Consider the following 22,109-nt stretch of genomic DNA (forward strand, 5'->3'; position numbering starts at 1 on the left):
CGGTGCGTCCCGGGTAGCCGCGCCTCATCGAGGGTGTGGCGCCGTCGGCGCCGCGCGGCGGAGAGGGGCAGCTGTGAGGCGCAATCCGTTGGTGCTGTCCGACGAGCGGATCGCCGACCCGTGGGGGCGTCGCACCCCCTACGGCCGGGGCGGTCGGTGGCCCGAGCGCACGGACTCCTGCCTGGCCGAGGGGGTGGCCGAGGAGGACGTCGACGCGTGGGTACGAGCGGCGTCGCTCCTGCATTCCGACGGTGACGCGATGGACATCGCCGTCCGGGACGGGCGGATCGTCGGAGTACGCGGCCGGGCCGGCGACCGTGTCAACCGCGGGCGGCTTGAGCCGAAGGACCTGTACGCGTGGCAGGCCAACGGCTCCGCGGACCGGCTGACCCGGCCGCTGATCCGCGAGGGCACGCGCCTCGTCGAGACCGACTGGCCCACGGCGATGGGGCGCGTCGTCGCCAGGTCGCGGGAGCTCATCGACTCCCAGGGACCGAAGTCGGTCGCGTTCTACACCTCCGGCCAGCTCTTCCTGGAGGAGTACTACACGCTGGCCGTCCTCGCCCGCGCCGGGATCGGCACCCCTCACCTGGACGGCAACACCCGCCTGTGCACGGCGACGGCGGCGGAGGCGCTGAAGGAGTCCTTCGGCAGCGACGGCCAGCCCGGCTCGTACGAGGACATCGACCACGCGGACGCGATCGCCCTGTTCGGGCACAACATCGCCGAGACGCAGGTCGTCCAGTGGATGCGGATCCTGGACCGGCTGGAAGGGGACCGGCCGCCCCGTCTGCTGTGCGTGGACCCGCGGCTCACCCCGGTGGCGCGCCGGGCGGACGTCCACCTCGCGCCGCGGCTCGGCACCAATGTGGCGCTGCTGAACGCCCTGCTGCACGAGGTCGTCCGGCGCGGCTGGACCGACCCCGGGTACATCGCCCGGTGCACGGTCGGGTTCGACGCCCTGTGCGCGCAGGTCGAGCCGTGCACGCCTCGGTGGGCCGCCGGCATCTGCGACGTACCGGCGGCGGCGATCGAGGAGGCCGCCGAGCTGGTGGGCACCGCCGACCGGCTGCTGTCGACCGTGCTCCAGGGGTTCTACCAGGCCAACCAGGCGACCGCCGCCGCCGTCCAGGTCGACAACCTGCATCTGATCCGCGGCATGCTCGGCCGTCCCGGGGCGGGGGTCCTCCAGATGAACGGGCAGCCCACCGCGGAGAACACCCGCGAGTGCGGGGCCGACGGCGACCTGCCGGGCTTCCGGAACTGGCAGAACGAGGACCACGTGGCCGACCTCGCGCGGGTCTGGAACGTCGACCCGTCGGCCATCCCCCACGACGCGCCGCCCACCCACGCCATGGAGATCTTCCGGCTGGCGGAGCAGGGCGCGGTGCGGATGCTGTGGATCAGCGCCACCAACCCGGCCGTGTCCCTGCCCGACCTGGCGCGGATCCGCGCCGTCCTCTCCCGGGAGGGCCTGTTCACGGTGGTCCAGGACCTGTTCCTGACCGAGACGGCGCAGTTCGCCGACGTGGTGCTGCCCGCCGCGACGTGGGGCGAGAAGACGGGCACCTTCACCAACGCCGACCGTACGGTCCACCTGTCCGAGAAGGCGGTCGAGCCGCCCGGCGAGGCCCGGCCCGACCTGGACATCTTCCTCGACTACGCGGCCCGGATGGGCTTCGAGGACAAGGACGGCGGCCGCCTGGTCCACTGGAGCGGCCCCGAGGAGGCCTTCGAGGCGTGGAAGCGGTGCAGTGCCGGACGTCCCTGCGACTACACCGGCCTGACGTACGCGAAGCTCCGCGGCCCGAGCGGCATCCAGTGGCCGTGCACCGAGGACGCCCCGGACGGCACGGACCGCCTCTACGGTGACGGCGTGTCGTGGGCCCACCCGGACCTGTGCGAGACGTACGGGAAGGACCTGGTGACCGGCGAGCCGCTGGGTGAGGAGTGGTACCGGTCGACGAACCCGGACGGCAAGGCGCTGATCAGGGCCGCCCCGTACGTCCAGCCGCGGGAGTGGCCGGACGAGGAGCACCCCTTCCAGCTGACCACCGGACGCACCCTGTACCACTTCCACACCCGTACCAAGACGGGACGGGTGCCGCAGCTCGCGGACGCCGCGCCGGACGTGTGGGTCCAGATCGCGGCCTCCGACGCGTCCCGCCTCGGGCTCGCGGAGGGCGATCTCGTCGAGGTCACCACCCGGACCGGCGCGCTCCGCGGCAGGCTTCGGATCGGGTCGATGCGCCCGGGTGTGCTGTTCCTGCCGTTCCACTACGGGTACTGGGACACCCCGGGCGGCCGCTCCCCCGCCCCGGGCGCGCCCGGGCGGGCCGTGAACGAGGTGATCCCCACCGCCTGGGACCCGGTGTCCAAGCAGCCGCAGTTCAAGACCGCCGCGGCCGCCCTGACCCTGGTCGCACCGGCGCCCCGCAAGCCCCAGGAGGGAGGACGGGATACGGCCCGGCCCACGGGGTAGCCGGATCACATGGACACCACATCCGGAACCACACCGCTGCGCGCTGTCGCGCTGGTCTGCACGCTCTCCCCGTCGCCGAAACCCTCGAGCTCCCAGCTGCTGGCGGAGCAGACCATGGCCGCGCTGGCCGATCACGGCGTCACCGGGAAGGTCATCCGGATCGCCGACCACGACGTCAAACCGGGCGTCGGGGTCGACATGGGAGACGGCGACGCCTGGCCGGAGATCCGCGACACCATCCTGGGCTGCGACATCCTGATCCTGTCCACCCCCATCTGGCTCGGCCACCCCTCCAGCATCGCCCAGCGGGTCCTGGAGCGCCTCAACGCCGAGCTGGGCGAGAGCGACGACGAAGGCCGCATGCTCACCTACGGCAAGGCCGCGGCCGTCTGTGTCGTCGGCAACGAGGACGGCGCCCATCACGTCAGCGCCGAACTGTTCCAGGGCCTCAACGACGTCGGGTTCTCCATCGCCCCGAACGCCGTCACCTACTGGGTCGGCGAGGCGATGCAGGGCACCGACTACCAGGACCTCGACAAGACCCCGGAGAAGACGGCCGCGACGACCAGGACCCTCGCCGTGAACACCGCGCACCTCGCGCGCCGCCTCAAGAGCGCTCCGTACCCGCCCTCGTCCTGAGACCGAGGCGATCGCCCCCCACTGATCGCGTACTGCCATGACCCCGGACGAAGCCCTGCGGCGGATCGCCTTCCTCCTCGAATGGCGCGGGGCGTCCCCGTACCGGGTGCGGGCCTTCCACACGGCGGCCGACGCCGTCCGTGAGCTGCCGCCGGGCCCGGTGGACTCCGCGCGGGTCGCGCGGCTGCGCGGGGTGGGCCCGGTCACCGCCGAGGTGATCGCCCAGGCGTCGAGCGGAGCGGTACCGAGCTACCTCGCCCGTCTGCAGGCCGAAGCCGACCCGGGCGCCCTCGCCGGCTGGGACCTCGCGGCCGCGAGCACCGGGGACTGCCACCTGCACTCCGACTGGTCGGACGGCGGCAGCCCGCTGGAGGACATGGCCGACGCCGCCCTGGCCCTCGGCCACCGGTGGGCCGTGCTCACCGACCATTCGCCACGGCTGACGATCGCCCACGGGCTGAGCGCCGAACGGCTCGAACGCCAGCTGGAGGCCGTGGCCGCCGTGAACTCCCGGACGGGTCCGGACTTCCGGCTGCTCACCGGCATCGAGTGCGACATCCTCGAGGACGGCTCGCTCGACCAGGACGAGGACCTGCTCGGCCGGCTCGACATCGTCGTGGCGTCGGTGCACTCCAAGCTCCGCTCGGAACCGGAACCGATGACCGCCCGTATGGTGGCCGCGGTGCGCAATCCGCACGTCGACGTGCTGGGTCACTGCACGGGTCGCATCATCACCGGCCGGGGGCGTCCGCAGTCCCGCTTCGACGCCGACGCGGTGTTCGCCGCGTGCGCGGAGGGCGGTACGGCGGTGGAGATCAACTGCCGGCCCGAGCGACGCGACCCGCCGGACGACCTGCTCGCGCGTGCCGCCGCCGCGGGCTGCCGCTTCGCCGTGGACACCGACGCCCACGCCCCCGAACAGCTGCGCTGGCAGAGCACGGGGTACGCGCGGGCGGCGCGGATCGGGCTCGGAGGGGACCGGCTGATCACGACCTGGCCGCTCGAGCGGCTGCTGACCGGCAGGAGCGGCCAGTCGTGAACGACGGCCTGGCCGTCAGGGGTGGAAGAGGACCTTCACCATGTGGTCCCGCTTCTTCTGGAAGTCCTCGTACGCCTTCGGGGCGTCGTCCAGGGGCAGGTGGTGGGTGGCGAAGCCCTCCACGCCGAGGGGGTCCCCGTCGGTCACCAGGGGCAGCAGGTCGTCGACCCAGCGGCGGACGTTGGCCTGCCCCATGCGGAGCTGGATCTGCTTGTCGAACATCGTCAGCAGCGGCAGCGGGTCGGCGGCCCCGCCGTAGACGCCCGAGAGGGAGATGGTGCCGCCCCTGCGTACGAGTTCGATGGCCAGCTTCAGGGCGCCGAGGCGGTCCACGCCCGCCTTCTGCATCAGCGCGGCGCCCAGGGCGTCGGGGAGCAGTCCGGCCGCGGTCTGCGCGGCCTTGACGCCGTGGCTGCCGTGCGCCTCCATGCCGACGGCGTCGATCACGGCGTCGGGGCCGCGGCCGCCGGTCACGTCGCGGACGGCGTCGACGAGGTGATCTCCGTACCGGGCCAGGTCGAAGACCTGTACGCCGTGGCCCGCGGCGCGGGCGAGGCGGTCGGGCACCAGGTCGATGCCGATCACCCGGCCGGCCCCGCGGTGGGCCGCGACGCGGGTGCACATGTCGCCGATGGGCCCGAGGCCCAGGACGGCGACGCTGCCGCCGGGTGGGACGTCGGCGTAGACGACGGCCTGCCAGGCGGTCGGCAGGACGTCCGACAGGTACACGAAGCGTTCGTCCGGCGGCCCTTCGGGGACGCGGATCGGGAGGGTGTCGGCGAAGGGCACGCGGAGGTACTCGGCCTGGCCGCCGGGCACCTGGCCGTAGAGCTTGGTGTATCCGAAGAGGCTGGCACCGGTCCCGTACTCGTGAACCTGGGTCGTCTCGCACTGCGAGTGCAGGCCGCGCTCGCACATGAAGCAGGTGCCGCAGGACAGGTTGAACGGGACGACGACCCGGTCGCCGGCCTTCAGGTCCCGGACCTCGGGGCCCACCTCGGCGACGACTCCCATCGGCTCGTGGCCGAGGACGTCCCCGGCGTCCAGGAACGGCCCGAGCACCTCGTACAGATGCAGGTCCGATCCGCACAGGCCGGTCGTCGTCACCTCGATCACGGCGTCCGTGGGATCGACGATCTGTGGATCGGGAACCGTTGTCACCTCGATCGAGCGGCGGCCCTGCCAGGTCACGGCTTTCATCACGCCTCCTCCGGTCACGCACGGGCGGTCCGGCGCGCCTGTCGGCTCATCGGCCACGCAGCAGGTCGCGGCGGCCCGATACTCGCGCGGCTGCCCTCCGAAGGGCCTCGTCAACCAGCCCGCGCCCGTCATTCGGCGAGGAATCGGCGAGGAATCGGCGGAGAACCCGGGTCAGGGTCCGCGCGCGGCCCCTGGACCGGCCCGGATGACGGCGGCGAAGCCGGGTAGCCGAGACCGTGGGGCGCGACGCCCCGGGTCGCCGCCGACGCACTCCCGCGGCGGGGCGACCGTCCTTGACGACGACGAGCCGGGCCCCGGAGCGGGTACGTGGGCGGCCGGCCGGGAGGGCACGATGACCCCGACATCGCGGACCGCTCCGCCGGAGCGCGTGCGAGCGGGCCGCCGGACCGTCGAGATCCGCCGCCCCGACAAGGTCCTCTTCCCCGGTGACGGCCTCACCAAGGCGGATCTCGCCGGCTACTACCGGACGGTCGCCCACCGCATGCTGCCCCATCTGCGCGGCCGGCCCCTCATGCTGGAACGGCATCCGGACGGGATCGACGGCCCGGCCTTCATGCAGAAGGACGTTCCGGACCACTTCCCGGACTGGGTCCACCGGGCCGAGCTGCCCAAGGAGGGCGGCACCGTCACGTATGTGCTCTGCGAGGACACCGCCACCCTCCTCTACCTGGCCGGCCAGGCGTGCACCACCCCGCACCGCTTCCTGTCCCGCGCCGACCGCCCCGACCGGCCCGACCGGCTGGTCTTCGACCTCGACCCGGCCGATGAGGACTTCGCGCCGGTACGGGAAGCGGCGCTCGGCCTCCACCGGCTCCTGGACGAGCTGGAACTGCCCTCCTCCCTGATGACCACCGGCTCCCGCGGCCTCCACGTCGTGGTGGCCCTGGACCGCCGTGCGCCCTTCGACGACGTACGGGCCTTCGCGCGCGGTGTCGCCGACGTCCTGGCCTCCCGCCACCCCGACCGGTTCACCACCGAGGCCCGGAAGAACGCCCGGCGCGGCCGCCTCTACCTCGACGTCCAGCGCAACGGCTACGCCCAGACAGCCGTCGTCCCCTATGCCGTCCGTGCCCGCCCCGGCGCGCCCGTAGCGGCCCCGCTGGCCTGGAGCGATCTCGACGATCCGGACCTCACCGCCCGCCGCTGGACCGTGGCCACCGTCGACGGCCTGCTCAAGGACGACCCCTGGCACGACCCTCCTCGGCCCCGCTCGCTCCGCAGGGCCCGCGACCTGCTCGCGGAACTGACCCGTGGCGGGTGACCCGTGGCGGGTGACCCGTGGCGGGTGACCCGTGGCGGGGAGGACCTCGTCCCGTCAGGCCGGCCCTGAGGCGTCCAGGGCGAGGATCAGGAGGGTGACGTCGTCCTGGATCTTGGGGGCGAAGCGGCACAGGTCGGACCAGATCTCGCCGGGCAGCTCGTCCATGCCGACCCCGGTCATGCCCGCCAGACGCTCGACGAAGGGGTAGAAGGCGCCGGAGGCGTCCCGCGACTCCAGGACACCGTCCGACGCGAGGATCAGCCGGTCCCCGGGCAGCAGTGACACCGTGGTGGAGGTTCCGGGCATGACGTCGGCGAGGCCCAGCCCCAGCGGCGGTCCCGGATCGAGTTCCACGGTGCTCACGGCTCCCCCGCGCAGCAGGACCGGCGGCGGGTGGCCGCAGGCCAGGACGCGGACCTCCCGTCCGCGCGGCGCGAAGTCCAGGAGGACGGCCGTGGCGAAGAGCTCCGCGTGCTCCGTGCGCGCCGAGTCGACCACGAGCCTGCGGTCGAGGCGGGCCGCGATCGACACCGCGTCCACGTCGTCCAGTACGGCCTCGCGGAACGCCCCCAGGACGGAGGCGACCGTCGCGACGGCCGACAGACCGTGCCCCTGTACGTCTCCGAGGACGGCCCGCACCCCGTGGGGGCCCGGCCGCACGTCGAAGAAGTCGCCTCCGACCAGCGTGCCGCGCTCGGCGGCGCGGTAGAGGCTGGCGCAGCGCACGGGCCCGACCTGCCGTCGTACGTCGGGGACGATGGCCCGCTGGGCCGTCTCGGCGACGGTGCGTTCCAGGTCGAGCTGCTCGTCCCGGCGTCCGCGGACGAAGGAGACGAAGACGCTCAGGGTCGCGACGAAGCCGAGGGTGAAGAGGTCGGTGTTGCCGGGCCGGTTCAGATGGAAGAAGGGAAGGGTCAGCAGCCCGATCGTCGCGGCGCCGAGGAACGCGGTGGCCCACGGTCCGTAGGCCAGGACGGCCAGCGGTGGCACCGCGCCGAGCAGGAAGCCGAGGTCCACCGGGACGGAGTCGCTCAGGGAGGCCGCTCCGACGCCGACGAGCAGCAGCACGGGCAGGACCCGCACCCAGCGGGGCGGCGGGGCCCCGCGCAGCCAGGTCCGCCGGGGCGCGTCGGTCGCCGCCTTCCTTGCCTTCACCACACCACCAGGCTCCTATGGGCCGGTGTGCCGCGCACTCCGCGCGAAGACCTCCGCGTGGGGTGCGCGGTCGTGCCGCGCACCCCACCGGAGGTCTTCGTCGTGGTCGGTGCCCGCCGAGCGCAGTCGGCCCGGCGGGCACCGCTCAGACCCGCCGAGCGCCGTCGGCCCGGCGGGCACCGCTCAGACCGTGCCCGGGCCCCGCGTCACCCGGTGCAGGTGCGCACCCGCCGGCTCACGGACGAGCCCGGGGGCGCGGGCCACGAGCTTGTCCGCGACCGGGCCCCGGGCCACGACGGCGTCCGGGAAGCGGGGGAGCTCGTCGCCGTCGTACAGCACCGGGGAGTCCCAGTCCTCCGGGTCCGTGGCCCCCTGCCGGTCCACGATCACCGCGCGCGTCGGCACGGGGAGCCGCGTTGTCGCCGCGGTGACCGCCGACTCGACGCGGTGTGCCTCGTCGACCGTCAGACCGTCCAGCCACAGCGTCTGGACCTCGCAGCCCAGCGGCTCGTACCCGAAGGAGTCCAGGACGTTGGTGTCGGCCGACAGCCACCAGTTGATGGTGATGGACGCGATGCGGCGGCCGAGCAGGAGCGCCAGCTCCTCCCGCCCGATCGGCACGTCCTCGCCCTCCACGTCGACGGCGGTCGCCTCGCCCGTGACCGGGTGGGCGAGGTGGATCCCGTACTCCGCGAAGAGTCGTGCCTGCTCCGCGAAGACCGGGGTGGCCGCCGACTCCCGGTACCAGCGGATGAAGCCGTCAGCCATCAGTCACAGCTCGGCAGGGTGAAGATGTGCACATTCTCGTCTCCAAAGACCTTTTTGGCCTGCTTGATCGCTGATTCCGGGGTATTGTCGGCCAGATAGTAGATCGCCTTCACCCCGGCCTCGTCGGCGGCGTATTTGTTGATCTTCAGGGCCTTGCCGAACTTGGACGGATCCTTCGCCTTGGCTCCGCCGCCGACGTAGATGTACTCGCCGTTCGGGCCGATGACGTCCAGACCGCTCGAACCGACGTTGGGCATGACGATCTTGATGTCCTGGCCCTTGTCGTCCTTGGCGACCGTACCGCCGACCAGTTTGGCGATGTACTCCTCCCGCCTGAGGCCGATGCCTCCCGAGTCGTGGCCGCCGCCCGCCGCCGTCGCGAAGGCCCGGTTCGCGCCGGTGCCGGAGAACGAGGCGAAGGCCGCGCCGCGTGCCACCGGTGCGCTCTTCTTCTTGTCCTTCAGGCACGCCGGGAGCTTCTTGTACGTGGCTTCGATGATCTCGTCGGCCTTGTCGATCACCTTCTTCGCCTTGGCCGACTTGTCGAGGAACTCCTTGATGCCCCAGATGGCCTTGGCGATCCTGGGCAGCTTGCTCGCGATCTTCACGGCCTTGAGCACCGGGAAGTTCTGCACGATCGCCCAGATGCACGTGACGAGGTCCGGGTCGTCGATGCACGCCATGATGTCCTCGGCGGCGAGCTCCACGAGGATCTCGGCGCCGTTCTCCATCAGGTAGTCGAGGATGCCCATCTCCGCGAGCTTGCGGGCCGCCTCGTACTGCTCGGGCGTGATGCCCGCCGCTTCGAGGGCCAGCCGCTCGCCCTCCTCCGGGTCGAGCGGGCCGCCCTCGCTCTTCTCCTTGTTCTTCGCGGCCTCGGCCCGCTCCTTGCGCTCCTGTTCGCGCTGGTACTCCTCCGCGCGCCTGGCGGCTTCGTCGGCCTCCCTGGCGTAGGTGCCGGCGTTCCTCGCCGCCTCCTCGGCGGACTTGGCGTGGTCCTCGGCGGAGGTCGCGAGCTTCGCGGCGTCGGTCGCGTCCTTCTCCGCCCGGGTGGCCGCGGCCTGCGCGGTGCTCGCCTCCTTCTCCGCCAGAGCGGCGGCGCTGTCGGCGGCGGCCGCGTGGTTCTCCGCCTCCGTGGCCGCGCCGCGGGCGCGCTCGGCCTCGCCCTCGGCGCGGGTGGCGGCGTCGCGGGCGGCCACCGCGTCGGCGAACGCCTCGGTGGCGGCCTGGCGGGCGACCTTCGCGTCGCCCTGGGCCTGCACGTCCGCCTGGTGGGCGCGCGCGGCAGCCGCGCGGGCCTTGGCACCGTCCTCGGCGGCGGCCGCCGCCGACTTCATCGCGGAGGCCGACGAGCGGGCCGCGTCCGCGGAGGAGCGCGCCGCCGCCGCGGCGGCCGTGAAGGCGGGCGCGACCTGCGCGTTGGCCTTCCGCGCCGCCGCTTCGGCGGCTTCCGCCGCCCGGACCGACTCCGCGGCCCGCGCCTCCGCCTTGGTGACCTCGGACTGGCCGAGTTCCAGCGCCGCCTTGGCGACCTCGGCCGCGAAGTCCGCGCTCACGTCCGAACCGACGAACGGCGCGGTGATGAGCAGCGCGGTGTTGGCCGGGTCGGCGATGCCGGCCGCGGTGCCACGGGCCGAGGTGGCGGCCTGGACCGCGATCCCCGACTGCACACGGGCCATGGCGGCCTCGCGCACGGCGCCGTCGGCCTCCTCCCGGGTGCGGTTGGCGGCCTGGAGGGACTGGTTCGCCTCCATCGCGGCCAGACCGGCGAGCCGCGACGCCTCGTGCGCGGCGACGCCGGCCCGCGCCTCCTGTGCGGTGGCCTCGGACGCCTTGGCGCCGGCCCGGTCGGCGGCGGCCCGGGTCAGGGCCGCCTCCGACTCCGCCCTGTTCGCGGCGGCGTTCGCCGCGAACGCGGCCGCTTCCGCCTTGTTCGCGGCCGCGTCGGCACGCGCCGCGTGCGCGGTGGCCTCGGACGCGGCGGCGCGGGCGCGGGAGGCCGCTCCGGCGGCTTCGATCGCCGCCTGGCGCGAACGGGTCGCGGCACCGGACGCGGCGTCGGCGGCGGTACGGGCCTGATCCGCGGCCTTCCTGGCCTCGCCGGCCGCACTCCGTGCCTCGGTCGCGGCCTTCCGCGCCTCCTCCGCGTACTCCGTCCCCTGCACCTTGGCCGCGTGGGCCTCGGTGGCACGCGCCCGCGAGTCCTCCGCGCGGTGCAGCCGTTCGGCCTCCGCGGCCTTGTCCCGCGCGGTCCGCGCCTTGCTCTCCTCACCGCGGGCGTTCTCGTCGGCCCTGGACGCGATGCCTTCCTGGGTCTGTGCCGCGGCACGCTTCTGGGCGGCGGTCGCCGCCGCGGCCGTCGCGTCGGCGCGCCGTGCGGACGCCTCGCGCTGCTCGGCCTCCGCCCGGGCCCGCGCCGCCGCGGCCCGGTCACGCTCCTGCTCCGCCCGGGCCCGTGCGGCGGCCGCCAGCTCCCGCTCCTTCGCGGCGATCGCCCGCTGCTCACTCGCGACCTTCGCCTGACGCTGCGCTTCGATCCGCGCGTCACGGGTCTTCTGGGCGTGCGCCCACGCCTGCTTCTCGGCCTGCTCGGCGTCGAGGCGCGCCTGGCGGGACTTCGCCGCCGCGTCCGTCGCGATCCTGGCCTGCTGTGCGGCGGCCGCCGCGAGCCGCGCCGCCGCGGCGGCGTGCTGCTCGGCGTTGGCCCGCCATGTGGCGGCCTGTCGCGCGTGGAGCTCCGCCTGGTTCTGCGCGTGGAGGCCCGCCGCGTCGGCCGCCGTGGCGTCCACCGCGTGCTGCGCCGTCTCCGCGGCCTTCACCGCGGAGTCCGCGGCGGCCGCGATGCCCGTGGCGACGGCCGACCACTGCACGCCGTGGGTCAGGCCGGTCTCGACCAGGACATCGGCCTGCACCTTGGCGAGGCCCGCCGCGACCTGCGCGGCCTGCGCGGCGCCCCGGGCGTTGCCGACCTGCCGGGCGATCTCCGCCTTGACCGGGCCGTAGTCCGACACCCGCTTGCCCGCCTTGTCGGCGGCAAGCATCCGGTCCGCCAGACGCGACTGCGCGGCGGCCGCGCTCATCGCGTTGGACGCCTCCATCAGGCCCTTGACGGCGGAGCCGTGCGCGGCGATCAGCTTGGTACGGGCCTCGGCGGCGCGCGCCGTGTTCTCCGCGAGCTTCCGCAGCCGGGCCGCCTCGGCCAACGCCTCCTGCTGGGCCTTCTCGTGCGCCGCCTGATCCGCGGAGTCCTTCCGCGCCGCGACGAGGTAGCCGTGGGCCAGGAACTCCGCGAGGGTCTTGTCGTCGCCGGCGGCGAGCGCCTGCTGCGCGGCGGCCTTCACCGCCGGGCCGCCGACCGCGACGAGCATCTCCACGCGCTTGCGGTTCTCCGCCGCGCGCTCCTTCTCGTTCTGCTCCGTCGCGGCGTCGCGCTGACGCGCGATGTCCGCGCCGAACGCCAGGAAGTCCGCGCGGTCGCGGGCGGTGCCCTTGAGGACGCGTTCGACCTCGGCGTTGAAGTACGGGCCACCCGTGCCGCGCAGTAACTCGATCTTCTGCCGGTTCGCCACGTCCGTGGCGCCCTGCTTGTCCTTGGCGCGCTGGCGGGCTTCGGCCTCGCCGTGCTCGAGGAAGTTCCGGATCGCGTTCGGATCGGTGCTCTCCAGCGCGGCGCGGGCGGCCGCGCGGACCTCTTCCTCCTCGTCGAACTCCGCGAAGTCCTCGACGAGTTGGCGGTCCGACGCCGCGCTCATCGCCTCAAGGCGCGTCGGTGCCCGGCGAGGCGCCCCGGGCTGCGGTCCGCCGAGGGCGGACAGCAGCTGCGCCATGTCGGGCTGCTTCCGCGGCGTCCTCTCCTCGGCGGCGGCCTGCGTCGTCATCCCGCCGAGCAGCGCCACGGCGAGCGTCGCCGACACGACCTTGCCGACGACCCGGGGGACACGGTCTCGCGTCGTGCGCTGTCCGGCCCGTGGCCGGAACCTATTTATCACTGAATTTCCTCTCGGTGGTCAAAAAAATGCCCCCGCCCACGCTCGACGGGCAGGGGGTTCGGGCCGCGGGTGCGCGCACGTCGGCGGCGCCGCACGGGCGGGGCGTACGGGGCGTACCGGGTGTACCGGGCGTACGGAAGGACAGCCGGAACGGTCCGGGGACTTGGCCGCGACGGGCCGGGGGCCCGCCGGAACGGGCCCCAGACCGGCCGGGACCGACCACGGAGCGGCACAGACCGGCCACGGATCGGCCGGGACCGGCCACAGACCGGCCGCGGACCGGCACAGACCGACCACGGACCGGTCCGGGACCGGCCGCGGACCGGCCACGAACCGGCCACAGACCTGCCACCGACTCGCCCGCCCCGGCCGCAGTCCCGCCGGGACGCGCCGGGACGGTCGCCGTGGCTCCGTAGCCCCCCCCCGCGCGCCGGCCCCCGGCGTCAGCCCGTGAGGCGTGTCGCGCTCGCGCGCGCCCTGGCCGCCATGCCCTGCCAGAACAGGGCCGTCTCGCCGGCCTGCACCCGCTCCTGCTCCCACTCCGCCGCGCGGGCCCGAGCCGGGGCGGTGATGTGCTTCCACAGCTCCCCGCCGTCGCCCTCGGCCAGCGCCATGACGCTCCGCCAGCTCTCCGCCTGCACACGGGCGGACTCCTGCTGCGCCAGCAAGGCCAGGTGCGCCGCGTCCGCGTGCTCGGCCACGGCCCGCCATGCCAGCACGGCATCGGTCCGGGCCTGCTCCTTGTCGGGCGCGGACTCCAGGGCACGCTCGACGGCGGCGGCCCGGTCCACGAGGCCGGTCAGCACATGGTGGCGGCGCACCTCCGCGTCCGCCGCGCCCAGCCGGTGCGCCTCCAGGTCGAGCATCGCGCCGTTGGCCCAGCCGTACCCGAAGAACTCCGCCACGTCCGCGTCGGTGGCCCCGGGGCGGAGTGCCCACTGAGCCGCCGTGCGCACGTGCTCACCGGGTGCCTCGGTGACCAGCGCCAGGACGAACGCCCTTTCCTTGGCGGCGACTTCGACGCGGTGCTGCGCGTCGGCGTCGCGCGCGGACCGGTCGCGCAGCTCGGCCGCCGCGTAGCCGGTCTTGACGAAGGCCGCGCGGTCGGCGTCGCTGCCCTTGAGCGCGCGCTCGGCGGCCGCCCGTACCTCCGGGGAGAAGCTCACCGGGTGGGTCCGTACGACCCGCTCGCAGAACGCCCTGTTGCGCGAGCGCGCGTCGCGGAGGCGCTGCTTGGCGGCGTCGTAGCCGCCGCCCGGGGCAAGCCAGTCGGTGACGGCCGCGTCGCCGCGCGTGCTGCGCAGCGCGTTCCACGCCGATGTGCGGATCTCCGCGGGCAGTGCGGACTTCGCCAGTCGTTCCACGCGTGCCCGCGCCTCCGCCGCGGCCTCGGCCGCGATGTCGGCGGCGGGGTCGGCCGCAGGGGTGGCGACGGTCCCGGGCGCCGTTTCCGGGGTGCCGCCGTCGGCCCACGCGGGGGCCGCGCCCGCGAGGAGGCCGCCCGCCAGAGCGGCGGCGACCACGGCACGCGCGGCTCGGGTGGTGTGGTGCATCGGGAAGGGGTTCCTCTCGGCTGGGAGCGCGCGGCGCGCGCGGGAAGGGGGGAAGGGGAGGCGTGCGGGGGCCGCGTCACCCGACGTTACGCGCGCGGGACGCCCGGCGAACCGGTGCGCGGCGGCATCGCTAGGGCGCCAGCGGGGCGGTGACCGTCCAGCTCTGCGCGATGTTGCCGGGGGCGTTCTTGTAGTCCTGGGCCGCGTACAGCCCGCCCTGGATCTGCTGGAGGTAGCGGACGGTCGGGCCCACGCCCCACTTGAAGGAGGTGCCGGTGCCGGAGAGGCCCTTGACCGGGCACCAGGAGGCCGCCGTGCGGAAGGCGTTGCTGCGGTCGTCGGGGGCGTTGATCACGTCGAGGTTCGGCTGGCCCTTGAGGAAGTGCCCGGGCTTGCGGACGGACTCGAAGGAGTAGCAGCCGGGCAGGGCGGCCAGGGAGGGGACGACGACCCAGGTGGCGTCCTCGCGGTCGGCCTGCTTGCTGCCGGCGTCGACCGGGGCGATGAAGGTGGCGTCGCCGTCCGGCGTGGAGCGGCGTACGTGCCAGCCCGCGAGCTTCGCGTCGGTGGGCTGGAAGGACTGGCGGCGGGCGCGCTGGAGGTTGTCCTCCTTGAGGAACGCGGCGACGTCCTCGTCGGTCCCGGCGAGCGCCTTCTTCGCGAGGGCGACCAGGTTCGGGTTGACGCCGCTGTTCGCCGCCGCGGCCTGGATCTGGAGCGCGAGCTTGCGGTTGGCGGCCGCGATCTTCTTGCGGCGGTTCTCGTCGTCGCGCTTGTACGCGGCGTCGGCGCCGGTGTGGATGTACGCCTTCCAGACGGCCGGGTCGGAGCTCAGCACCGCGCGCTGGCCCTCGGCGTAGAGCTCGCCGTCCCTGAGATCGGCCGGGGCCTGGCGCAGCAGCTCACGGATGAAGTTGTCGGCGCTGAGGGCGAGTTGGGCTTCGGTGGGGGTGAGGCGAAAGAGTGCGGCGGTGCTGGTTCGCGCGGCGAGCTCCTTCTTGCGCTCGGCCTCCTTGCGGTTCTGCTCCTCCAGTTCCTCCAGTTCCTTGGCCACGTCGCGCTTGTGGGCCTCGCGCGCGCCGTTGACGATGAACTCCCGCCAGTCGGCGGCCTCTCCGGCCAGTGCCTTGAGCGCGGCGGCCTTCACCTCGGGGCCCGACGCGGCGTGCCGGGCGACGGCCCGGACGAAGTTGTCGTCGTTCAGGGCCAGCAGCTCGGGCGTGCTGGGGATGCCGATCGCGAGCAGCGCCTGGGACTTGGCGAGCCGGGCGACGCGCTCGGCCTCGGCCTTGTCGCGCTCGCGCTGCTGGTCCAGGCGGTACGCGGTGTGGATGCCGGTGACGATGTACGTCACGTGGTCCGCGGGCACCGTGCTGACCATCGCCAGCTCGGCGGCCGTCCGCACGGACTCCAGCTTCTCTCCGGCGTCGTTGGCCTTCTGCCACAGCGCGTGGATGAAGTCGTAGTCGCTGAGCAGCAGTACGTCGGCGGTGGGGTCGAGACGGACGACGGCCGCGGCTTCGACGCGCTGGGTGTCGGTGGTGCCGATGCCGGCGGCTCGGGCGACGACGTCGGTCGAGGGCTGCGGGACGGCGGCGCCCGCGGGGACGGCGGCGCCCGCGAGGGCGCCGAGCGCGGTGATGGTCACCAGGGGGCTCGTGAGGAGCATGCGGGTGCGCGCGGGGGTGTGGTGCGGATTGTTCATGCTTATGTCAGTGACTCCTCTGCCACCGCACAAGGGGGCGGCACGACGAAAGCGGTGTATGAGGGAGCTGCATTCCTTGCGGCACCGGAAGAGTGACCTACCGGCGCGTCGCAATTCCTTGAGAACGGCATGACGGAGCGCCGCATGTCTGCATTCCGTGCGGATCGGTCCGTCGAATTCCAGGACGTGGGCGCGACGGCGCCCCTCATACGCCTTCAATTTCCGTGTAAACAACGGCTGTTGGTTAAGGCGGGCGTTCAGGTCACCCGCGCGCCCGGGTCAGTGGACGAAACGGAGACGCCATTCCTGGCTGGGAACGTTGTTGAAGCAGGTCATGACATACGCGGCGGGTTCCTCGCCGGGCTGGGTGCCGCCCAGGGTCAGACACTCCTCGGGAGCGTCCATCGGGTGCCAGCGGATCAGGTTCTTCTCGCTGCCGTCGAAGAACTGCATCTCCCATCGCTGGGCGGCGGAATCGTCGCACCAGTTCTGCACGACCTCGGCCTTGGCCGAGGCCACGTGCGTCACGCACCGCCCGCTGTGCTTGGCGACGAGCTGCCAGCCGCCCTTGTCGTGCGGCACGGGGGTGAAGACCTGGTGGTCCGCGGTGTCGTCGCAGGTGCCCTCGATGGCGTGGGCGCCCTGACGGAGACTGCCGTTCGCAATGGTCAGGCACTTGTCGCGGTACTTCACCTGGATCCGGGCGGTGAGGGCGGAGGTGCCCGCGGCGGGCGCCGCGGCCTGCGCCGCCGGAGAGGTGGGCTGGCCGGCCTGGGCAGCGGCCGAGCCGCTCGTGAGCGCGGCGACGGCGAGGCAGGCGGTCAGCGCGAATCTGACGGTACGGGACATGGTGGATCCGTTCGTTGGAATGCGGCGGCGCGAGGGCACGGCGGTACTGCACGCGCGTGCGGGAGCGCCCGTACGACTCGGTACGCGGCGGGGCGCGTACGTCGCGAGACGTCGGAGGTGGGACGTGCGGGAGGTCCGCGGAGAGATGGCCGGAGCACGGCCCCGGGGGCGCCACGGCAGGGTCACGCGGTCACGGAGGCGAACGCCTCGGAAGCGACGCGCGGAGAGCGTGGTCGCGGCGCGGGCCGGCGAGTCAGCCGGCGTGCGGCCGTCCGGACACGGGGAGGCCACCGAAATGGCATTGTTGAAGGCCGAGTTGGTCAGACGTGCGGCTCATTGAAAATCCCCCGATACACATCGTTCTCCGGAACACATGCAATTCGGTGGAGTGCTCGCACTCCACCGCCCCTCCGGTGCACAGCTGGTCAGGCTGGCTTCAGCACTCTAACCGGCACGAAGGGAACCTCGCAACGCGGCCTGGGGAATGTGTACTTCGTCATGGCCGCGACCGGTGAACGCATCGCGGCCGACTCCTGTCTTCTTTTCGAATCAATCCGCAATAGGAAGAGGAAGGGAAGCGGCCGCGGCCGGGCGGCGCCCCCCGGCGGAGGCGACCAGCGCGTCCGCCACGACCGCGGCGTCCGCTTCCGCGACGTCGGCCGGGTACTCCGGCAGCAGGTCGTCCCAGACCGGCAGCCACGACCCGTACAACTGGGCCTGCCCCTCGGGTCGGGCGAAGAACCAGATGTGCAGGTGCGCGCCTCCGTCCCCGATGCGGTAGACGTGGGCGCGCGAGACGTGGGGCAGGGCCTGCACGTGGCGCACGATGTGCGTGGACAGGACCCCCAATTCGGCGGCCAGTTCATCGGGAAGGTCCGCCATGTCATGGTGCTCCAGCGGATGCAGCATGAGCACCAGCGGGACGCCGACTCCGGCGATCCGCGTGAGCCGCCAGCGGTCGTTGAACCAGATCCCCTCGTCCCGGTCGCGGCAGGACTGGCAGTCCGCCGGGTCCTCGCCGTGCCGGGGAGGCTCGGGGAGGACCGGCGGGCGCAGGGGCGAGACGCGCAGTCCGTCCGCTTCGAAGGGGCTGATGCTCCACCCCGTCATGCGGGCGAGCGGGAGCCGCCGCTCGGCATCGGCGGCGGCGAGGGCGTGTTCATGGAATTCGTCAGGTCGAAGAGCCATGACACGAAGAGTAGTTCGACTCGCAGTCGGCGCATTCGGCGGAGTCGGCGCAGTCGGCGAGTCGGCGCAGTCAGCGCAGTCGGCGGGCGCGCAGCACCAGGTCGTCCGTGTGGTGCGCGCCCGCTCCGCCCTCCGGTGCCACGCGGGCGCGCTGCTCGTCCACCTCCACCACCCAGTCGTCGCCGAGGTGGGCCGTGACCATCGAGGGCCAGACGTAGTCGGCCGGGTCGAAGCCGCCTTCGTCCGGCTGCCGGGTGTCCATGCCCGCGTGGTGGACGAGCAGCAGCACGCCGCCGACGGCGACGGCCGCGGTCAGTGCGCGTTCGGCGGCGGCGTCCGGAGTGCGCAGGAGGGCCGGGTACTGCGCGGAGACCAGGTCGAACGAGGCCGGCGGGAGTGCGGCGTCCGTCAGGGTGGCGTGGACCCAGCGGACGGTGACGCCCGCGTCCCGCGCGTGCCCGGCCGCCCGCTCCAGGGCCACGCCCGAGACTTCGAGCGCGGTCACGTCCCAGCCGCCGCGGGCGAGCCAGACGGCGTCCGCGCCCTCTCCGCAGCCGACGTCGAGAACACGTCCGGGAGTGAGCCCGGCGACCTCGGCCACGAGGGCGCCGTTGGGCCGGCCGCTCCAGAGCTGTCGGCGTTCGGCGTAGATGCCGTCCCATTCGGCCCGTACCGCGGGGTCTCCGGCGTATCCGTCGAGGGGCGAGGGGGCGGCGGGCGCGGGCGAGCCCGCTGTGCTGTCGTCGGTCATGGCCCCACCCTGCCCCTGGGGTCCCCGCTCGCGCCGCTCCTTTTGCCGGTCCGGCAAAAGACGGGCCCGGCACCGCCGGTCAACCTTTCTGAAATTCTCCATTCAGAATCTTGATACCTGTTCAACCCTATGCGAGATTCGGCGCACGCAGCCCGGTCGACGGCTGCGCTCCGTCCGGACACCGTCCATCGCTGCGGGAGAGGTCTCCACCATGCCGGTCCAGCACACCCCCGGGGAGCGACTCTCGATGGAGACACGCACCATCGAGGTCATCCCTGACGCCGAGCGCCACGGCACGCCGCGCAGCCAATTCACCCTCTGGTTCGGCGCCAACATGCAGATCACCGCGATCGTCGACGGCGCGCTGGCCGTCGTCTTCGGCGCCGACGCGCTGTGGGCGATACCCGCGCTGCTGATCGGGAACGTCCTCGGCGGCATCGTGATGGCGCTGCACTCCGCGCAGGGACCCCGACTCGGCGTCCCGCAGATGATCTCCAGCCGGGCCCAGTTCGGTGTCCACGGGGCGGTCCTGCCGCTGCTGCTGGTGATCCTCATGTACCTCGGCTTCGCCGCGACCGGCAGTGTCCTGGCCGGCCAGGCGCTGTCCGAGATGCTGCACATCGGCAACACGAACGCCGGCATCCTCGTCTTCGGCGCGCTGACCGCCGTGGTCGCGGTGACCGGCTACCGCCTCATCCACATCGCCGGCCGTGTCGCCACCGTCGTCGGCGTCCTCGGCCTCGGCTACCTGCTGGTGCGGCTGTTCACGCAGTACGACGTCGGCGCGCACCTCGGGACCAAGGGCTTTGACCCGGCGACCTTCCTGCTCGCCGTGGGGCTCGGCGCCGGATGGCAGCTGACCTTCGGCCCGTACGTCGCCGACTACTCGCGCTACCTGCCGCGCGACACGAGCACGCGTGCCACGTTCTGGTCGACGTTCGCCGGCTCCGTCATCGGCTCCCAGTGGGCCATGACGCTGGGGGCGCTCACCGCCGCCGTGGCCGGCAAGTCCTTCCTCGGCGACCAGGTGGGCTTCCTCGGCGACCTCGCCGGGCCCGCGGTCCTCGCCGTCCTGATCTACCTGGTGATCGTGGTCGGCAAGCTGACGGTCAACTGCCTCAACGCCTACGGCGGTTTCATGTCGATCCTGACCACCGTCACCGCCTTCGACGGCCGCTCGCGCATCTCGGCCGCCGCCCGCGCCGCCTACATCGTCGGGTTCACCGCGGTGTCGATGGTCATCGCACTGGCCGCAAGCGACGACTTCCTGAACAACTTCAAGAACTTCGTGCTCCTGATCCTGATGGTGTTCACGCCGTGGAGTGCGATCAACCTGGTCGACTACTACCTGGTCTCCCGCGAACGCGTCGACATCCCCGCCCTGTACGACCCGGAGGGCCGCTACGGCCGCTGGAACGTCACCGCGCTGACCTGTTACGTCGTGGGGGTCGCCGTCCAGATCCCGTTCCTGGCCACCAAGCTGTACACCGGCGCGATCACCAAGAGGCTCGACGGCGCCGACATCTCGTGGATCGTCGGGCTCCTGGTCACCGCGGCCCTGTACTGGGTGTGGGTGCGACGCACGGCCGACCCGCCGGCCGAGACCGTCCACCCGGCCGGCACCGAGCCCGGCGGCGTGGCGGCGCCCGTCGGCTGACCCGTACTCCCCCGGCGGCCGGCACGAGCCGGCCGGGGCGGCGGCGGGCGAGAGCGGTAGGACGCTCTCGCCCGCCGCTTCGTCGTCCCGGGCTCCGCCGGCGTTTCGATCATGCGAACTACGCGCGTCAACCTGCCCGTACGCCGTTGACGGCCTCGTCCGCCTCGGCAAGACTCCTGCCCCATGCAGCCCCTCCGTGACCGCTCGGTCACCCGCGTCCAGCGCCGGCACGTGGACCTCGTCCGTGTCGCAAGCGCCGTCTGTCGCTGCATCTGACCGGCCGCCGTCACCGCATCTGAACGGCCGCCTTCCCGCTCACCCCGCACCCGCGCGTCCTCCGCCCGGTCCGCCCGCCGGGCCCGGAGGCATGCGCGCACGCCCTCCTGGAGATCCACATGTCCACGCCCCTGTCCCGCCGTGCCCTCGGCGGGGTCGCCGCCGGTGCCGCGGCCGCCGCCGCCCTCGGAGCCACCGCGCCCGCCGCACAGGCGGCCCCCGCGGCCGACCTGCGGGAGCGGCCCTTCCGGGCCGCGCACCCGCGCCGCCATTCCCGGCGGCCCAACATCCTGTTCATCCTGGGCGACGACCTCGGCTGGGCCGACCTCTCCTCGTACGGCTCCCCGCACATCCGCACCCCCCACCTGGACCGCCTCGCCCGCGGCGGCGTCCGCTTCACCGACGCCTACTCCGGCTCCGCGACCTGCTCCCCCACCCGCTTCAGCCTCTACACCGGCCGCTACCCGGGCCGGACGAAGGGCGGACTCGCCGAGCCGATCGCCGACAAGTCCGTCGGACTTGAGCCCACGCATCCGACGCTCGCCTCGCTCCTCCGGGACTCCGGCTACGCCACCGCCCTCATCGGCAAGTGGCACTGCGGCTACCTGCCCGACTACTCCCCCACCCGTTCCGGCTGGGACGAGTTCTTCGGCAACTTCGGCGGGGCGCTGGAGTACTACTCGAAGCTCGGTCTCGGCGGCGAGTACGACCTCTACGAGGGTGACGCCGAGTACAAGGACCTGCGCTACTACACCCGGATCCTCACCGAGCGGGCCGTCGACTACGTCGGCCGCGACCACGAGAAGCCCTGGCTGCTCAACCTGAACTTCACCACCCCGCACTGGCCTTGGATCGCCGACGGCGACAAGGAGGCGAGCGACGAGATCGTCCGCCGGATCAAGGCCGGCGACCGCTCCGCCCTGTGGCACCAGGACGGCGGCTCCGTCGAGAAGTACAAGGAGATGGTCGAGGACCTCGACCGCTCGATCGGGCAGGTCCTCACCGCCCTGAAGCGCTCCGGCCAGGAGCAGGACACGCTCGTCTTCTTCGCCAGCGACAACGGCGGCGAGCGCTTCTCGTACAACTGGCCGCTCGCCGGCAACAAGGGCTCGCTCCAGGAGGGCGGCATCCGCGTCCCCTCGATCCTGCGCTGGCCCGCCAGGATCGACGGCGGCCAGGTCAGCGACCTGCCGGTGTTCACGCCCGACTGGACGGCGACCCTGCTGGACCTGGCCGGAGCCCGCCCCCATCCCGCGTACCCCCTCGACGGGACCAGCCTCGCCGGACACCTGCTCCGCGGCGCCGACGTGCCCGAGCGGGACCTCTTCTGGCGGGTCAGGGGCGAGCGGGCACTGCGCCGCGGCGACTGGAAGTACTACCGGGGCAAGTCCGGCCGCGATCAGCTCTTCCGGCTCTCCGAGGACGCCCGCGAGCAGGCGGACCGGGCACCCCTCGAACCGGCGCGCCTCGCCGAGCTGCGGGCGGCCTGGGAAGGGATCGACTCCGGACTGCTCCGCTACTGAGCTCCGGCGCGCGGACCTGCCGGTTTCGGGCTCCCCGAGCGCGTTTCCGCGCT

At 73.3% G+C, this 22,109-nt stretch carries 16 protein-coding genes; 7 read left to right on the plus strand and 9 right to left on the minus strand.

The annotated features are described in order from the left end of the window. Positions 1-73 precede the first annotated feature (73 nt). The 3 genes from DEJ43_RS02915 to DEJ43_RS02925 are packed head-to-tail and all read left to right on the plus strand — an operon-like array spanning position 74 to position 4,160. Positions 74-2,482, plus strand: a complete 2,409-nt coding sequence (locus DEJ43_RS02915; protein WP_015031810.1) for a molybdopterin oxidoreductase family protein — start codon at positions 74-76, stop codon at positions 2,480-2,482. A 9-nt stretch (positions 2,483-2,491) separates the two neighbouring features. Next, the gene (locus tag DEJ43_RS02920; protein WP_015031811.1) at positions 2,492-3,121 is read left to right on the plus strand and encodes a flavodoxin family protein; all 630 of its coding nucleotides are present in this window, start codon (positions 2,492-2,494) and stop codon (positions 3,119-3,121) included. A gap of 37 nt (positions 3,122-3,158) precedes the next feature. Further along, complete coding sequence (locus tag DEJ43_RS02925; protein ID WP_015031812.1) at positions 3,159-4,160, plus strand: PHP domain-containing protein; 1,002 nt, start codon at positions 3,159-3,161, stop codon at positions 4,158-4,160. 15 nt (positions 4,161-4,175) lie between these two features. Here the strand turns inward: DEJ43_RS02925 and DEJ43_RS02930 are convergent, their stop codons facing one another. After that, complete coding sequence (locus DEJ43_RS02930) at positions 4,176-5,360, minus strand: zinc-dependent alcohol dehydrogenase (protein WP_015031813.1); 1,185 nt, start codon at positions 5,358-5,360, stop codon at positions 4,176-4,178. A gap of 352 nt (positions 5,361-5,712) precedes the next feature. Here DEJ43_RS02930 and ligD point away from each other — a divergent pair, with 352 nt between their 5' ends. Beyond that, a complete protein-coding gene (ligD, locus tag DEJ43_RS02935) occupies positions 5,713-6,642 on the plus strand; it encodes a non-homologous end-joining DNA ligase (RefSeq protein WP_015031814.1) in 930 nt (309 codons plus the stop codon). A gap of 54 nt (positions 6,643-6,696) precedes the next feature. On the opposite strand, the gene DEJ43_RS02940 is transcribed toward ligD, so the two are convergent. From DEJ43_RS02940 to DEJ43_RS02975, 8 genes are all read right to left on the minus strand, one after another. Further along, complete coding sequence (locus DEJ43_RS02940) at positions 6,697-7,800, minus strand: PP2C family protein-serine/threonine phosphatase (RefSeq protein WP_015031815.1); 1,104 nt, start codon at positions 7,798-7,800, stop codon at positions 6,697-6,699. A gap of 180 nt (positions 7,801-7,980) precedes the next feature. After that, the gene (locus DEJ43_RS02945) at positions 7,981-8,565 is read right to left on the minus strand and encodes a hypothetical protein (RefSeq protein ID WP_015031816.1); all 585 of its coding nucleotides are present in this window, start codon (positions 8,563-8,565) and stop codon (positions 7,981-7,983) included. After that, positions 8,565-12,554: a hypothetical protein gene (locus DEJ43_RS02950; RefSeq protein WP_015031817.1), complete on the minus strand. Its 3,990-nt coding sequence runs from the start codon at positions 12,552-12,554 to the stop codon at positions 8,565-8,567. Before DEJ43_RS02950 ends, DEJ43_RS02945 begins: the two co-directional genes overlap by 1 nt. A 443-nt stretch (positions 12,555-12,997) precedes the next feature. Beyond that, positions 12,998-14,107: an ALF repeat-containing protein gene (locus DEJ43_RS02955; RefSeq protein ID WP_015031818.1), complete on the minus strand. Its 1,110-nt coding sequence runs from the start codon at positions 14,105-14,107 to the stop codon at positions 12,998-13,000. Positions 14,108-14,237: 130 nt separating this feature from the next. Then, positions 14,238-15,812, minus strand: a complete 1,575-nt coding sequence (locus DEJ43_RS02960) for an AbfB domain-containing protein (protein WP_015031819.1) — start codon at positions 15,810-15,812, stop codon at positions 14,238-14,240. 279 nt (positions 15,813-16,091) lie between these two features. After that, the gene (locus tag DEJ43_RS02965) at positions 16,092-16,661 is read right to left on the minus strand and encodes an RICIN domain-containing protein (protein ID WP_015031820.1); all 570 of its coding nucleotides are present in this window, start codon (positions 16,659-16,661) and stop codon (positions 16,092-16,094) included. A gap of 549 nt (positions 16,662-17,210) precedes the next feature. Further along, complete coding sequence (locus DEJ43_RS02970; RefSeq protein ID WP_041662014.1) at positions 17,211-17,849, minus strand: HIT family protein; 639 nt, start codon at positions 17,847-17,849, stop codon at positions 17,211-17,213. A gap of 70 nt (positions 17,850-17,919) precedes the next feature. Further along, positions 17,920-18,600: a class I SAM-dependent methyltransferase gene (locus DEJ43_RS02975; protein WP_015031822.1), complete on the minus strand. Its 681-nt coding sequence runs from the start codon at positions 18,598-18,600 to the stop codon at positions 17,920-17,922. Between the two features lie 211 nt (positions 18,601-18,811). Between DEJ43_RS02975 and DEJ43_RS02980 the strand changes: the two genes are divergently transcribed. From DEJ43_RS02980 to DEJ43_RS02985, 3 genes are all read left to right on the plus strand, one after another. Next, positions 18,812-20,257, plus strand: coding sequence for a purine-cytosine permease family protein (locus DEJ43_RS02980; protein WP_015031823.1), 1,446 nt, complete (start codon positions 18,812-18,814; stop codon positions 20,255-20,257). A 183-nt stretch (positions 20,258-20,440) separates the two neighbouring features. Further along, on the plus strand, positions 20,441-20,533 hold the full coding sequence (locus tag DEJ43_RS38750; protein ID WP_368857827.1) for a putative leader peptide: 93 nt from the start codon (positions 20,441-20,443) through the stop codon (positions 20,531-20,533). A gap of 119 nt (positions 20,534-20,652) precedes the next feature. Continuing rightward, entirely contained in the window at positions 20,653-22,056 is a 1,404-nt protein-coding gene (locus tag DEJ43_RS02985; RefSeq protein WP_015031825.1) for a sulfatase family protein, read from the plus strand. Positions 22,057-22,109 lie beyond the last annotated feature (53 nt).

The organism is Streptomyces venezuelae ATCC 10712 (assembly GCF_008639165.1).
Lineage (GTDB): Bacteria > Actinomycetota > Actinomycetes > Streptomycetales > Streptomycetaceae > Streptomyces > Streptomyces venezuelae.

Coding starts and splice junctions, on each gene's coding strand:
- DEJ43_RS02920 (WP_015031811.1), top strand. CDS start 2,492: ATGGACACCACATCCGGAACCACACCGCTGCGCGCTGTCGCGCTGGTC.
- DEJ43_RS02925 (WP_015031812.1), top strand. CDS start 3,159: ATGACCCCGGACGAAGCCCTGCGGCGGATCGCCTTCCTCCTCGAATGG.
- DEJ43_RS02930 (WP_015031813.1), bottom strand. CDS start 5,360: ATGAAAGCCGTGACCTGGCAGGGCCGCCGCTCGATCGAGGTGACAACG.
- ligD (WP_015031814.1), top strand. CDS start 5,713: ATGACCCCGACATCGCGGACCGCTCCGCCGGAGCGCGTGCGAGCGGGC.
- DEJ43_RS02945 (WP_015031816.1), bottom strand. CDS start 8,565: ATGGCTGACGGCTTCATCCGCTGGTACCGGGAGTCGGCGGCCACCCCG.
- DEJ43_RS02955 (WP_015031818.1), bottom strand. CDS start 14,107: ATGCACCACACCACCCGAGCCGCGCGTGCCGTGGTCGCCGCCGCTCTG.
- DEJ43_RS02960 (WP_015031819.1), bottom strand. CDS start 15,812: ATGAACAATCCGCACCACACCCCCGCGCGCACCCGCATGCTCCTCACG.
- DEJ43_RS02965 (WP_015031820.1), bottom strand. CDS start 16,661: ATGTCCCGTACCGTCAGATTCGCGCTGACCGCCTGCCTCGCCGTCGCC.
- DEJ43_RS02970 (WP_041662014.1), bottom strand. CDS start 17,849: ATGGCTCTTCGACCTGACGAATTCCATGAACACGCCCTCGCCGCCGCC.
- DEJ43_RS02975 (WP_015031822.1), bottom strand. CDS start 18,600: ATGACCGACGACAGCACAGCGGGCTCGCCCGCGCCCGCCGCCCCCTCG.
- DEJ43_RS02980 (WP_015031823.1), top strand. CDS start 18,812: ATGCCGGTCCAGCACACCCCCGGGGAGCGACTCTCGATGGAGACACGC.
- DEJ43_RS38750 (WP_368857827.1), top strand. CDS start 20,441: ATGCAGCCCCTCCGTGACCGCTCGGTCACCCGCGTCCAGCGCCGGCAC.
- DEJ43_RS02985 (WP_015031825.1), top strand. CDS start 20,653: ATGTCCACGCCCCTGTCCCGCCGTGCCCTCGGCGGGGTCGCCGCCGGT.